At 28.5% G+C, this 15,162-nt stretch carries 8 protein-coding genes; 5 read left to right on the plus strand and 3 right to left on the minus strand.

The genetic code is table 11. The features are described from left to right. The first annotated feature begins 29 nt into the window (after positions 1-29). Genes dptF through ACHRV0_RS14430 form a run of 5 tightly spaced genes read left to right on the plus strand, consistent with a single transcriptional unit; the run spans position 30 to position 10,229 of the window. Positions 30-1,775, plus strand: coding sequence for a DNA phosphorothioation-dependent restriction protein DptF (gene dptF / locus ACHRV0_RS14410; RefSeq protein WP_395441338.1), 1,746 nt, complete (start codon positions 30-32; stop codon positions 1,773-1,775). Then, positions 1,772-3,244 (plus strand): DNA phosphorothioation-dependent restriction protein DptG, encoded by a 1,473-nt coding sequence (gene dptG, locus ACHRV0_RS14415; protein WP_395441339.1) that lies wholly within the window; start codon positions 1,772-1,774, stop codon positions 3,242-3,244. Before dptF ends, dptG begins: the two co-directional genes overlap by 4 nt. Next, a complete protein-coding gene (gene dptH / locus ACHRV0_RS14420) occupies positions 3,225-8,393 on the plus strand; it encodes a DNA phosphorothioation-dependent restriction protein DptH (protein WP_395441340.1) in 5,169 nt (1,722 codons plus the stop codon). Before dptG ends, dptH begins: the two co-directional genes overlap by 20 nt. Positions 8,394-8,410: 17 nt before the next feature. Further along, on the plus strand, positions 8,411-8,992 hold the full coding sequence (locus tag ACHRV0_RS14425) for a hypothetical protein (protein WP_395441341.1): 582 nt from the start codon (positions 8,411-8,413) through the stop codon (positions 8,990-8,992). A gap of 4 nt (positions 8,993-8,996) precedes the next feature. Continuing rightward, positions 8,997-10,229: a DGQHR domain-containing protein gene (locus ACHRV0_RS14430; RefSeq protein ID WP_395441342.1), complete on the plus strand. Its 1,233-nt coding sequence runs from the start codon at positions 8,997-8,999 to the stop codon at positions 10,227-10,229. A gap of 42 nt (positions 10,230-10,271) precedes the next feature. Here ACHRV0_RS14430 and ACHRV0_RS14435 read toward each other — a convergent pair whose 3' ends face one another. From ACHRV0_RS14435 to ACHRV0_RS14445, 3 genes are all read right to left on the minus strand, one after another. Continuing rightward, a complete protein-coding gene (locus ACHRV0_RS14435) occupies positions 10,272-12,806 on the minus strand; it encodes a type I restriction enzyme HsdR N-terminal domain-containing protein (RefSeq protein ID WP_395441343.1) in 2,535 nt (844 codons plus the stop codon). A gap of 66 nt (positions 12,807-12,872) precedes the next feature. Then, the gene (locus ACHRV0_RS14440) at positions 12,873-13,808 is read right to left on the minus strand and encodes an O-methyltransferase (protein WP_395441344.1); all 936 of its coding nucleotides are present in this window, start codon (positions 13,806-13,808) and stop codon (positions 12,873-12,875) included. Continuing rightward, the gene (locus ACHRV0_RS14445; protein ID WP_395441345.1) at positions 13,801-15,159 is read right to left on the minus strand and encodes an ATP-binding protein; all 1,359 of its coding nucleotides are present in this window, start codon (positions 15,157-15,159) and stop codon (positions 13,801-13,803) included. The genes ACHRV0_RS14440 and ACHRV0_RS14445 overlap by 8 nt, the downstream gene beginning before the upstream one ends. Between the last annotated feature and the right edge of the window lie 3 nt (positions 15,160-15,162).

Below are 15,162 nucleotides of genomic sequence, written 5' to 3' on the forward strand. Positions count from 1 at the left end.
TAGATAATATTTAACCAAACAAAAAATCAATGTCATTAAACCCATTACTTGAAGAGTTAAAAAAACTTAGAGAATCATCAAAGTATGCTGTTGCGCAGGGGACGTACTCGAATTTAGATGAATTCAAAAAATATTTACATTTAGAACGCGAGGTTGAAAAGAAATTAAAAAATATTATAACTAAAGCTAGTGAAAGTGATAAAGCGCAATTGCTGCTTGTCTGTGGGAATGTTGGGGATGGGAAATCTCATATTCTTTCACATCTGCATGATGAATTAAAAAGTATAATATCAGAATTTAGAATTCATAATGATGCAACAGAATCTCATAATCCTAACGAATCGTCAAATGTTACATTATATAAATTGCTTAAAGGATTTAAAGACGAAAATATAAACTCTTCAAATGAAAAGATTATTCTGGCAATTAATTTAGGTACTTTAAGTAAGTTTATTGAGGAATATGGAGAAGAATTTACAACTTTAAAAGAATATATAGCTTCTGCAAGAATTCTGGATACTGATTTGATTCATGATGATGAATTTGAAGTTACAAGTCATTTTCATCATGTCAATTTTACAGATTATCATATGTATATGCTAACAGAGCAAGGTGCAGTATCAAAAATCATATCTACTCTGCTAGAAAAGATTGTTGCTAATAATAAAGATAATACTATTTATAAGGCTTATCTTGACTATAAAATTATTAGTGAGGATAAAAATGTATATTGTCCTATACAGTATAATTATGAGTTTCTTTTTAATGAGAACAATAGAACGATAATATCACAGCTTATTGTTAAGGCAATAATTACAAGTAAAGAAATTGTATCACTTCGAACGTTATTGAATTTTGTTCACGATATAATTGTCCCTATCGATCTTTCTACAATTAAAGAAGCTGATTATTTTAAAAGTATAGAAAAAATGCAAGGAGCTAAATATATTTCGAACCTTATTCCTAATTATTTATTTGAGCATCCTGAACTGTCCAGTTTATTTGATAAAATTGAAAATTTAGATCCATGTATTACCAGATCTACGATTACTGATGATATTTTATTGACATTAATAAATGCTGAAAATCCATTAGATATTTTTTCAAAACATATTAGCAAAACTTATCTGGAAAGGATTGAATCAAAATTAAGTAATAGTACTATTTCAAAGTCAGATCTTTCACGTTTTTTTATGAGACTTAATTATTTTGACAATTACTTTGAAAATGATTATTTGAAAGATATTGATTTTGATGAGTACTTAGTGTGGCTTTACCACTATAATAACCATAACAGAGAATATATAAAAAAGATATATGAGCTTGTTGGCCATGCAGCGAGAAATTGGAATGGAGACCCGAAGGCAAATGGCAAGGTTATTATTAACGTGGGAAAAAAACAAACGCAATACAGAGTATTCAAAGATTTTGAGGTTATTCCTAATGTCAGTGTGATAAAGGAGAAAAAAGATACTCATATTGATAAATTTACGCAGGAATTTTTACTGTCATATAAAATTAATAATGAAAATGATACCATAAAGATTCATGTAGATTTTAGTTTGTTTAAGATCTTAAAAATGATTTCACAAGGATACAGACCTAATAAAAAAGACAATAATAATTATGTCTATTTTGTTAATTCAGTAAACATTTTAATTAATCAAAATAATAATAAAGCTTCATTATACATTGATGAGGTTAATATAGGAAAAGCTGTTGATTATAAGTTTTCTAAAGACACGTTCAGTGGTTATAAATTTCAAGTTATATGATAAAAATAGAATTGAATAAAACTGGAGCTAATAGCCTTGAAAAAAGATATTTTAAAAACAGCAGCTTTAGCCATGTCACAGGAAAACAGATAAAGCTGCTACCTTTCAAAACTAATCCAAGTGGAGATATTTTTAATGATGACTTTAAATCCTTTCAAGGAGTAATAGGCGAATTATTTAGAATTTCTAATTCGAAAATGCAAATAGAATTAAGTCAGACGAATGGTTCATTTAAGTCCGGACTTAAAGATGTTATATTAGAAAGTGCTATTGATAGAGTTGATACTGAAAGTGTAGAAGAGTTTAGAAGCATGATTTCAAGACTTTTTTTTGATGAAGAGAACGGATTAATAAAATTCAATATCCAGACATTATCTTATATGAATTTCATCAATTCTAACAATGCTATTAAAGAGATATCAAAATTCATTTTTGATTTGTTTTTAAAAGATAATGTTGATGAAAACAATTTCAATGAAGATGCAGATAATGAGAATCTGTTGCATCAATTAATACTTCAATGTCTGCCAAAGTTACCAGATTCAACTGATAAGCAGAAGATTTCAGCTTACAGTAATTTGTTTCCTGAGCTTAGAAGACAGTTTTTGGAAGATTTTACTTTTTTGAAAACCAATAATTCATATTTTTTAAAACATGTTGAGGACTTTTTTAAGTATTACTATTTTCATTACCTAAGCCAACTAATACTTTGCATTAGTGATTTTGGAACAAAAACGAGCAGCATAAAACCAGTTTATTTTACAATGGATTGGGAGACTCTTTCAGAAACAAGATTGTCTAGTCATCTTGTAGGCTGGAAACAGTTAAATAAGTATTCAGAATCTATTTTTGCACATGTAAATGCTTTAGAATTATTGAATTATATATATGTAGATGGAAAGCCAGTTGGAGATTATCAAAATATATTGCGTACTTATATCGCTTTGAATGAGCAGGAAAAGATAAAGTTTCAAGATTGTTTAAAGGAGTTAACAGATTTTTATACTGAAAGTATAACAGTTTTTGAGACGGGGAAAAATTGGGATGATTGTAATCGCATTTTAGAACTCGATTTAATTAATAAAAATTTTGAGTCTGAAATTCTTAAAGATATTTATTGTTTTTGGTTTAGAATAAAATATCAATTTGAAAATTCTCCCAGAAAAAAACCTTACAATGATTATTCAAAATGGTATTCTCAATTTGGCAAAGTAAATTACACTAAAAATAGAGGACGATTAGGCAATACTACGATTTTATCACAAGAACTTTTATTATTCCTAACAAGAATATGTATTGGATCCGAAGACAAAATACGTTTAAAAGTATTATGGGATAAGTTCAAAGATAGAGGAATTGTCTTTGATGAAACAACAAAGCTTGAAATTACAAAATTGTTTGAAAAAATTAATTTAATAGAGAAAAAAAGTGATAGCGGAGATGCACAATATGTCAAGTCAACTATATAAATATGTTTCAGATTTAATAATAGAATATTTTAGATCTCAAAAAATTCAACCAGGTGATCGATTTAATCTTTATTTGGAAAATAAAGAGAATATTCAGTCTCTTTATAAATCATTGGAATGTAATTTAGAAATACCCATTGAGCAATTTTCCTACACTCATCCGCAAGGAGGTGAAGCTTACAGTACCTTTAGTTTATTAATTGGGGATACTAAAGTAATAATTGCTTCTAGTTCATTTGCATCGGAAGATTATTTTACAATGCTTAGAAATAAAGTAGCTGACCAAAAGGATGTCTTTGAAGGAACTGCTATTTTAATTTTGTTTAGTGGGAAGTTAGACAGCTTATTAGGCGGAAGCGGCAGTTTAATTAAGGAGGGAATGCCATTGCACTATTCCAGATTTAAAAATCATATAGAACAGGATATAGAGCATAGTACTTCTTTAAAAAAGTATGAGAAACAAATTTTAAATTCAGTATTAGAGAGAAAAACAAAAAGTGTTGTCGAAGATAATAATTCTATTTTTGATTATGAACAAGTTATTAATTCTTTACAAAAAGGTACAATTGATTTAAAAGATTTTAGATTTTTAGGTCTTTTCCCCCAGCAAGAACTGAGCAGTAAAAGTGGTGACATTTATAAAGACTTGAGTAGTAATTTTACACTTTATGAAAAATTTGAAAACATTTTTTTAAATGGAAATCCTGCATCTGATTTAGAGCAAGATTTACCAAATCATGCGCTTACTAAAATTATTAAAGAAGATTGGCATGAATTTGATTATTCTGAAATAGTTAAGTGGATGGATAAAGAGAAAGAAAAAGCTCCTCTAGTTTTTCAAAATATTAGTGGAGAAAACTTACTTCAAACTTTATGGTATAAATCTGATGGCGATTCTGTGTCCAAAAAACGAAATATAAACCTAATTGTTTTTAATCCTTCATTAGAATATCCTTTCAAAGTAAATGTAAAATATGATCAGTTCATAAAAAAGGAAGATTTAAATATTAAACAAGGATCAAAAAATATTAATGTTAACAGCAGTGGTTACAATATTATTATTGAATTTAAAGAATTTGATGCTGATATCTTATTTAGTCTTATAGAATTTAAAGATTCAGGCACTGAAAAAAGGTATTTAATTAAAATATTGCACTTACCTTTTAACCCCGCTGTTTTTTCTCATTTTGAGGGTAATTTTCAATTAAATGTTCAAAAAACGTCTTCCTTTCTTCAGATAAAAGAAAGCTCTAACTTAGTTTTTAATTCGGATGGATCAACACCTATTAATGAAATTTTAAGTCTTGATACTATTTATAGAATTAGTGAAGACCAAAAGCTAATTGTTAATTATGATTATTCACTGGCACAAGAAGATTTAATTCACTTTAAAATTAATTTATCAGACGTAATTGTTCCAATTGCTATAAAAACAGATTTTGAAGTACCTAAACCTATTTTAGGAATTGATGTATGGAAAGAAAAAAGAGTTCATAAAATGGACTTTAAATATATAAAAGAAGGAACTTCAATTAAGTTGTTATTTAAAAATAATGAAAAAACTGTGCGTGATGAGTTCAGAAACAATTTAATTCAAGAAGAACAAATTATTTATTCCAATGGCTACTCTTGGTATTTAGATAATGAAAATATTGTTCGCAATAATGACTTAGTGCTAAAAGATGAAATTAAAGAAGCTTTTGATAAATTAAGAAATTACTATAAGAATAGAAATACGCAGCCAAGTTTAGTTTATTTAAATGAAGAGTTAAAACAGATTTCGACTGAGTACGTTTCTTGCTTTATCAACAGTTTAGAAGAATTAGAGGAAAACAAGCCATTAACCCATGAGCAAAAGAATCTTTTATGGTTAGGAGTTGTGAAAGAGCGTAATGGTGAAGAAAAAATAAAATTTAGTCCATTACATCCTCTTAATGTCGCTTACCAGCTTCAATTAAATGATGATTTAAAGAATGAAGAAATTTATAATGCTATTTTAAAACGATTAAGCCCTTATAATTTAATTCCGTATATTGAAGGAAAGCCAAATGAAATTTATATTCCCATAGAATCCAGTCATTCTCCCGAATGGCTGTATTACACTGTCTATCTAAATTCGAAACAAGCTGTACCTAAAACGTTTGTATCTAATTTAGTTACAGATAAAATTAAAGATTTTACCACTAATTTTGAATTTCTTTTTGACCAATCCAAAAAGTCCCCTATAAAAATAAATGCCATTAATCTTGGAGATTGTAAAGAAGTGGTTGAAGGTATTTTTGACTATTACAGGAAATATTTGAATAGTAATTTAACAAAGAAATTATCAGACTTATTACCAATAGAAATAAGTATTTATGGATCGGATAAAATAGTTACCAAATTCGAAGAACTTACTTTTTACGAAAGTGTAGATGATGTAGAAAAATATTTGGGAATTGAGTTGAAAACTAAAAATTTTGAAAAAGAAGATCTTTTAAATGTTTTTCTTGACAGAGTTAAATTTTATTCCAAAAAGGAACCAAAAAAAACAGAGAATTACGAGTATTCACATGTTACTTTTTATCAATTTGATGTAACAAAGACAGAGAAGTCTTATGATGATGTGAGTTTAGTTAAGACAGGTGTCTCATTTAATGGATTAATGGCTGATGTGTCATCTACTGCCAGAGTTCAAAATTACAGGACAGGTTTTGGTATAAAGGATTTACCAGAGTATAAAACTGAATTAACAAAACTATCGTGTCTATTGAATTCATTTGTTAGAGTTGCCTCTAATGGTCACCCATATGAAAGAAATAAAGCACTCTGTACGACTATAAATTATGATATAAAAGAGCAATTAGAGAAACTGTACAAGAATTCGCAATGGGTAACTTATATTGATCCTAAAGTTGATTTAGATTTTTTTAAAGAAAGTGAAGATTTAGTAATTATTCATTACAGTGATCAGTACAATAATTCAAATGGTTATGATGCCATTACAGTAAGTCGTAAAACAAGTCAATATGAATTTGTAGTTAAGGAGTTTTTACAAAAACATCAAGTACAATTTGATACAGAAATTGATACGATAAATATTATTAATTTTTTTAATGCGATTAATGGGGAGTGGCTGCTTAAATTAATTAGGCAACATAGTCAATTTCCAAAAGAGAAGTTGAGCCTTTTGTCCGGAATTAAATCATCTTTAACTTTTCTGCATCACCCTAATATTATCTGGGTTCCAATTTCTTTAGAGGAAATATTAAGAGTTTCTGGTAATGCAGGGCTAAACATGGGAGAAGGATTGTTTTCAACTAAAAATTTGGGTGCTATTGGTTCTTTTAGCGATGATTTGTTATTTATTGGACTGGAAGAGTTTGAAGATCAATTATTGATGCATCTATATCCTGTTGAACTTAAGATAGGAGGATTAGGTATTGTGAAAAAAGGTATCGATCAAGGAAAACGGACAGCTCATTTATTGTATGAACATTTACAAAGAGAAGGTTTTTTAAGCGAGTTTTACAAAAATTTCTTTGCAAAAATAGTTTTAACCAACGCAGAGAAAATGAAGCTCTTTCACGTTTGGGATACTCAAAACTGGAATTTAATTACAGAGCATTATCGAAATGATTTATTGAATAATAATTTCACAATCAGTAATCGATTAAATTCAATTATTGGAACTTTTGGACTAATTCATTTTGGCAATGATGTTTTTAAAAGAAAAATTAGTATTAACAGTGAATTTATGCGAGTTGATTTGCAAGAAGGAGATGGCTATAATTTTCTTGTAAAATCGATAGATGATTTAATTTATCTTTTTCACGAAACAGAAACTACCATTGATAAAGATAGTTTGCTAATTAATACTTTTTCAAATGCTAATTTAGATCTATTTATTCCTATTGAATCTTTATCAGAGGACGATTCTATTATATCATATGATATTGAAGAATCAGAGCCTGTTATTCAGGAGGACATATCTGTAAAAGAAATTGACACGGTTAATGTTAATAATAGCGGAGAAGGAATTGAAGTTGTTTTTGGAACTGATTTAAATAATTTTAATGCTGTAATATGGGAGCCTAATAATACTAATAAAGTAATGCATACTAACACTGGTATTATTGGAACAATGGGGACTGGAAAAACGCAATTTACCAAATCGCTTATTACCCAACTCAACGAAAATGCCAATAAAAATATTGGTGTTGAAAAATTAGGTATATTAATTTTTGACTACAAAGGAGATTATATCAAAGATGATTTTGTTTCAAAAACGAATGCTAAAGTTTTGCACCCTTACCACTTACCCTATAACCCTTTAGCTTTGGATGCAACAGAGCAATCTAAACCTATGTTGCCATTGCATACCGCTAACGATTTAAAAGAAACAATAGCTAATGCTTTTAATCTTGGGACCGTTCAAAAACAACGATTGAGAGAGGTGATTGTAGAGGCGTATGAGGATAAAGGAATAAATAAAGCTATTAAAGAGTCCTGGATGCGCAGCGCGCCAACATTAGGTGATGTGTGTAATATTTATTTAGGAAGCGAAAAGAACTCTCAAGACAGTTTGTACGCAGCTATTTCCAATCTTTCCGAATTTGAAATTTTTGAACCGGATTCCACTAAAACACAATCTTTATATTCTTTGATAGAAGGAGTAGTTGTAATTAATTTATCTGGTTATGATGAATCAATTCAAAATTTGATTGTTGCCATAACATTAGATGCATTTTACACCCAAATGCAGCGTCACGGGCACAGTGAAATAAAAGGAAACAATCGTCAGATTAAGAAAATGATTTTGGTGGATGAAGCAGACAATTTCCTAAGTAAGAACTTTAATTCTATCCGTAAGATCCTCAAAGAAGGAAGAGAATTTGGCGTTGGAACGATTTTATCTACGCAATTTTTGAATCACTTTGCAACCAGTGAGAATGAATATTCTAATTACATATTAACCTGGGTAATTCATAGGGTAAATGAGATTAAAATTAAAGAAGTTGACTCTCTATTTTCATTAGAAACGAAGCAACAGAGAGAAAACCTAATTAAAACCATTAAAGGATTGGAGAAACACCAGAGTATTGTTAACCTTGCTGGCTCGGAACCAATTTTGATAAAGGATAAGGCTTTTTGGGAGTTGTTGAGTTAGTACTAAAATACCTTTAGATGGAAAAAAACTATAAATGGAAATTGCTCTATGAATTCTTAAAGGATAGGTATAATAAACCTAAAGAAATGCCAGGTTATGTACTCTATTTTTTATTTGTAATAATTTTTGTTGGGTCATTTGGACTTTTTTATGATTTATTTTCAGCAGAATATGGAGTAAATTTGGAATGGGATGATGAAAAAATAAAAAATATTGTAATGAATATGACTAATGTTAGTTTATCATTAGTTACAGCATCAATAATTGATTTGATTTTTATCACAAAGAATAGTTTGAAAAGGAGTGAGGATGATGAGGAATTCTTTACAATAAAAAGAGATATAAATATACTGGGGATTTCATTTTTAATTATTGTATTTCTTTTGTGGATTTTGGCAAATGCAATTTTTGTTAACAGATATATGAAGCTTATTATAGGTATAATAAGTTTAATATTTGGTTATTATGTTTGGTGGATATGTAATTCTAAAAACAAGTTATTAGTTCATACTATTAATATTAATAACTTATTAGGTAATGAGCCAGAAAATGGAAGAAATGATGACTTAAATGGTGATATAAACGGATTTAATAATTAAAATAATGCCTAACAAATATAAAGTTTTACAAATTAATCAGCCCTTGGGAGTTTTTTATGTTTTTAAAATCACTGCATTTGAATTACTTCAGTTGGTTGATACTGAGCCTTATTTTCTAAGTTTAGAAAATGATAATTTCAGAAATGGTGGTATTCAAAGACGATTTGATGAAGGACGTGGAAGAGAGATTGCTAATTTTTTGAGAAGTACCGAAAGTGCTCTGCCAAATTCAATTATAGTTGCAGGAAACACTAAAAATAATCTTGAACAGTGTGAATGGAAAATAATTCAAGAAATTAAAGATAATTGTGAGGAGAATTATTTATACATACCTGAATTTAAAATTAATGGTACAGTAATTGACGGCCAACATCGTCTTTTTAGTTTTAAACATCTTAATATTGAAGAACAGAAGAATTATGAGCTGTTATGTACTCTTTACTTAGATTTACCAAATCCATATCAAGCATATATTTTTGCTACAATTAATATGAATCAACGTAAAGTAGATAAGAGTTTAGCATATGAACTTTACGGGTATGATTTAAATGATGAAGAGTCTGATAAGTGGTCTCCAGAAAAGCTAGCTGTTTATTTAACACGAAAATTAAATACTGACATAAATAGTATTTTTAAGGGGCATATTTTACTTGCAGCCAATAACGATGAAATATTAGAAAAACTAATAGAGGAAAATTCAATTAATTGGTCTATTTCTACGGCGGCAATTGTTGAAGGAATATTATCTTTAATTACTAATAATGCTAAAAGAGATCGAGATGAATTACAATTGACAAGTGAAAAAGAAAGAAAAAGAAGTAATTTAAAAATATTTAAAAGTACAGCTCCGTTACGAAATTATTACATTGAAAATAATGATTTATTAATTTATACAATTCTAATAAATTTTTTTGAAGCAAGTTACAATAGCTTATTTAAGGAAAATTCAATATTATTTAAGACAGTAGGAATTCAAGTGCAATTTATTGTTTTAAAAAAAATACTTCAACAGTTAGATGTAGATAAAGATATAAGTGTAAAATATTTTACTGAAAATGTCCAAGACTATTTTGATAATGTAAAGAATGTTGATTTTGAAGATAATTTTTTTCAATTATCGGGCGTTGGAAAAACAAGAATGAAAAACGTTATCTTAAGTTCTATTAATTTATTTGATATAAATGATATAAAAAATAAGAATGAGTTAAAGGAATACAGGAGGATATTGAATATATAAAAGATTTTAAATAAAATAAGAAAAGTAACTTCTTCCTTTTTATTATAAATCTAGTTTTAATTGATTAGGATCTACTGTTAATGAAAAATCAATTTCGTTTTCAGTAGATGTAAAGCCTATGTCGTACAAATTATTTAGTATTTCCAGAAGGCTATAGGATAGTTCTTCTCCAACAAAAGTTAAAATAATAGGTTCTAATAAAGATTTCATTTTAAGGTATTCTTCTTTTACCCAATCATCTCCCGGTTCCGATTCTGTAAGCATACCTCCACACATAGAGCCGTAATACATCTCGTTTAAATCGATTAAAATTGTAGCACTTGCTTTTCTTAAGATTTCAACATGATTTCGGTTTAATTCTATTAACTTTTTTTTTAAATCTAGGAAATATTCAATAAAAGATGTACAATCAACATAGGACAAAAACTGAGCGGCTCTGGATGCAATTATTTCCTCTTCATCAAATAAGAAGTCTGTAAAAATATCATAATCAAAATCAGATTCATCATAGTAGTCAGGATACATTTTTATATCATCAGACTCATAAATTTGAAATACAAGTGATTCGGTAACTCCTAACTCATCAACACTATTATCATATTTAACTAATTGTCGGAGCCAATATATGTAATGGTCGTCTTTGATATTTTTATTAAAACTTTCTAAAACAGCAAAAATTAATTCTGAAAATTCACTTTCTTTTCCATTCGATTTTATATGAGCATTTAAAATGACATCTACATGTTCTGTTAACCAAGAAAATGAAACATTTTTATTAAAATTAACTTGGTTCAGAATACTCTGGCTTATAATTTCATATATTGTTTTTTTATTAATAATATATAAATTTAAACTTGTGAAAATTAATTCTAACCTATCACAATAATCAGGACTGCTTAAAAACCATAATAACGCACTTTTTCCAGCTTCCGTTTCTATGGCTAACAGTAATTCATTTTTAATTTGGTCAGGACTTTTTAATATTGTAAAAAAAACATCCCACTTTCTATAAATTATCGCAATAGAATAATCTCTGTCATGGGTATAATAAAAATCAAATTGGGGTAAAGTTTTTTCACGAGTTAAAATAAGTATTGCACATTCGATCCAATTTGAAATGTAAGCATCTGAACAGAAGTTGTTTGATAAGTATGTTACATCTAATGGCGCGTCATTATTAAAAATAATTTGAGCAAGTTCTTTCAAACCCCTAAAAAGGTCAATTTCATTTATACCTGAGCGTGAAGCTTTTCTAATTAAGCTCTCTTTTATAAGATTGCTTTGAGTTGAAAATGAAGGAATTTCAAAGCCAGAATACTGTTCTGAAGCTAAACGAAGGTAGAAGGGATCATTAGGTAAGTTACTATCACTGTTAAATTTTACATTAAATTTCTTTTCATATTTGTCTTTTGCAAGTTTCATTTCCTTATCATCAAATTTTCCAATTTGAATAACTCCAATGTTTTCGGTATTTTTTAGCGGTTGGCTTGTCAGTTTTCTAATTTGTCCACTACTAAGATTTAAATTGTCAGCTATTGCTGTTTGATTGCCTGAATTATCGTTTAATAATCTTAAAACTGAAGGAGAAGTAGTACTTACTAAAAGCTTTATTTTACCATTACAAAGTCTCTGGAAATCATCATTAATTGATAATGCTTGATTGATCATTTCATTCCACCCATCCACTATTATTATAAAGTTTTTCTCTATATCTCTTAGAATTCTTTCTAACTTTTGCGACAAATGATGTGGCTCAAAGTTTTGCCCAAAGCTCCATTCAAAATCTTCTATGATTGTATTAATAAGACTGTTATTTAATGCAACAGCAGGGTAAAACAAGCAAGGAATATTTAATCTGAGCAATTCTTCAGCGGTATAACATAAAAAAGAAGTTTTACCATGCTGAGGAGGACCAACCAGCATAACAACTTGTCGATTTTCTTTTTCATTAAACAGTTTTCGTTCTAAATCTAATCGTGTACTGTGTCGATCTACATATAATTGAGGAATATATTTTTTACCAGAATTTATGCTAGAGCTTTTTAATGAAATCATTCTATGTTGAACTTGTCCTTTACAAAATTCCATTAAATTTTCAACCGAAAAAGAAATTAGATATTCTAGGGCTTCAGAATAAGTATTTATTACATCCGCAGAAATCTTGAAATTATTTCTAATATAATTATGATTATTAGGAATGAATGTAGAATTTATATTTTGTCCAGTTATAGAATCAAAAATAAGAGAATGTTTACCATTTGTTAGTATTGTAAATGGCGCAATCCCCCCTTCAGATAAAGCTCTTGCATAAGATAAAGCCTGATATTTGTCGTTTTCATGAAATGCATGTCCTGGTTTTTTTACTTCAATAATTAAAAGATTGGCTCCTTTGTTGTTTGTTACTAGAATATCAGCACGAGAATGTATTGTTCTTATTTTTCGGCCTAACCGTATATTTATTGAGTATTCAACTCTTATTTCACTTATAGAAATACCACAATCTTTCAACCATTCGTACACTACTTTAGTTCGGATATCATCTTCAGATAAATGAATAGATTCAAATGATTGATGCATAAAGAAGTTTTAAATGAGTAATAATTGAATTTTTAATGGTCACTTAAAATTTAAAGATAAAAAAAATTATAACCTCACATCATAAAAATTGGGAAGGTATTTATAAATTGCTTTATACTTATTGATTTCACTAATTGTGACAATTTTTGTTTTTGCTAATGTTTCAGCTTCTTCAATATTCGATAGATGAAGATTAATAAGATCTATTTCTTTTGTGGTAAGATTAGGTAGATTTATTTTATAGACTGTATCATCGTTTGAGATAAAATCAAAATCTGAAAGATTTAAATCATCAAATTTCGTTTCATTTGAAGTTAAGACACCTCCAAAAGTAAACATTCTAGCTCCTCTATTTTCTTGATAAATTATATTATATAATTGATGAAAGTAAATATTTTCACCAATAAGATTACGATTCTTTACAGTTTTTCTTATTAGATTTGTAAAAATTTTCTTTATAGTTTTGTGATCTTCACTACCAGAAAAATTTTGGTCTTTTATTCCAAATGGTACTAATCCATCAAATTTTTCTTGAAATTGTTCAACAGTATATATATATCCAGTTTCGGCACTTTTAAGTTCTTTATTACAGCTCATTAAATAAATACTTCCCACAGGTAAACGATTAAATAAAATCGCTAAGTCTTCAAACATGTAATTGTCCAATGTGCCATCATAATCTAACCATACTAGAGTTTTCTTATTTAGGTCTATTTTAGTTAAAGCCTCCGATGATAATTCGTGAAAAATATTTATGAAGGAATATGGCGAATTAAATTTTACTTTTTCAATTTCCAATCCGGCCTCAATGCTAGACATATCGTTAATATGTAATTCTTTATGAAACAGCTTAAAATCTGTAAATGACAAACCTCCAAATCCAATATACTGATATTCCCCTTTAAAAAAATTGCATAGTCTTAAGAAAGAAGAAAGCAGCATTTTTCGTTCCGTAAATTTTGCGGGTCTGGTTTCGTAATTTAAATGTTTAGGACTATTCATCTTCTAATCCTTCCATTTTCAAATAGTACTCAAAAGTTGTTTCTCCTAATTCTTTCAAAGATTTTGATCGAGAGTGTGTTCTTGCGATGTTAGCTAAATCTTTTTTTGCATCATATGAAATTCTTACACTATCTTTTTTTGTTGCAATCTTATCTTGATCAACTGCTGGGGCTGTAAATTTTCTCGGAACATAAACTGGTTGAGGGTTTTTCATTTCAACTACAGAAATTTTAGTTTCAGTTTCTCCTAATAGTACCCTGTATTGATTTGCTTCGTTACCAAGTTTTGTAACTAATTTAAAGAAAGGGATAATATTGAGTAACGCATCTTTCATAAAGACTAATACAAACTTATATATATCGGAAGTAGCATCAATACCTTTTTTAGTTGTAGCTAATGGGAGATTTATAGTTTCATCAGAATCTAAAAAAACAATTCCTCTAAACATGACATAGTCAACATGCCATTTTGGTATTCCACTTGTTCCCCATCCTGTTATTTCACTAGTATCAGCCTCTAAAACAAGACGATCATTGCAATAAATATACCATCCTGATTTTTTTGGATCACCAACTTCTCCCAAGCCGGCTACAACTTTGTAACTAACATTATCTTTTACACCTTCTACAATAAATGGATTAGACTTATCATTAAAGATTTGGATATTTTTCCCTGATAAAGTTTCACCATTTAAAGAAATTTTAATTCCTTTTTCTAAACTAAAATTTAATAGACGCTCGATATCGTCTCTTAAATCTGTTAAAAATTCATCGTCATCAAATAATTCACTAACTTCTTTATATAGTTTTGATACTTCAATAAATGTTCCATTTTCAGTTAAATTGGAGGTTTCGGGAGTAATATTTTCATAACTAAAATCCCAGTCTTCCACTTCTGATGCCTGATCACCTATTGTAATTGTTTTTTTCTTTGATCTCCATGAATCTACGTCAACAAAGACTTGAAAGTGATCATTAGTGTGTTTTGATTCAACTTCAAATGCTTTTCCTATTTTGAATAATGCTCTTTTCATTCCTATTCCAAAACGACCAACAGATCCAAATGTTTCAGGTGCTTCATCAGGTCTTCCAAATCTAAATGCATATTTTCTGGCGACATCTAAAGAAAAACCTCCACAATTATCTTTCACCATAAACAGGTCTTTATTAATTGTAATTTCAATAAATAGATCTTTATAATCTCCAGGGGTTATTCTACTGGCTCCGTCAATGGAGTTGTCTAACAAATCTAAAATCGCGTCTCTAATAGAGATGTCTCTGGTAATCATTTCAATAAAGAAAGTCTTGGTCGGATTTCCTTCGATTACATTGTCATTAATTTGTAAACTCATAAA

Origin of the sequence: Flavobacterium sp. FlaQc-30 (assembly GCF_044005885.1) — a bacterium.
In the GTDB taxonomy this organism is placed as follows: Bacteria; Bacteroidota; Bacteroidia; order Flavobacteriales; family Flavobacteriaceae; genus Flavobacterium.

Excerpts from the sequence above, each read along its gene's own strand:
- dptF (WP_395441338.1), top strand. The coding sequence starts at position 30 with ATGTCATTAAACCCATTACTTGAAGAGTTAAAAAAACTTAGAGAATCA.
- dptG (WP_395441339.1), top strand. The coding sequence starts at position 1,772 with ATGATAAAAATAGAATTGAATAAAACTGGAGCTAATAGCCTTGAAAAA.
- dptH (WP_395441340.1), top strand. The coding sequence starts at position 3,225 with ATGTCAAGTCAACTATATAAATATGTTTCAGATTTAATAATAGAATAT.
- ACHRV0_RS14425 (WP_395441341.1), top strand. The coding sequence starts at position 8,411 with ATGGAAAAAAACTATAAATGGAAATTGCTCTATGAATTCTTAAAGGAT.
- ACHRV0_RS14430 (WP_395441342.1), top strand. The coding sequence starts at position 8,997 with ATGCCTAACAAATATAAAGTTTTACAAATTAATCAGCCCTTGGGAGTT.
- ACHRV0_RS14435 (WP_395441343.1), bottom strand. The coding sequence starts at position 12,806 with ATGCATCAATCATTTGAATCTATTCATTTATCTGAAGATGATATCCGA.
- ACHRV0_RS14440 (WP_395441344.1), bottom strand. The coding sequence starts at position 13,808 with ATGAATAGTCCTAAACATTTAAATTACGAAACCAGACCCGCAAAATTT.
- ACHRV0_RS14445 (WP_395441345.1), bottom strand. The coding sequence starts at position 15,159 with ATGAGTTTACAAATTAATGACAATGTAATCGAAGGAAATCCGACCAAG.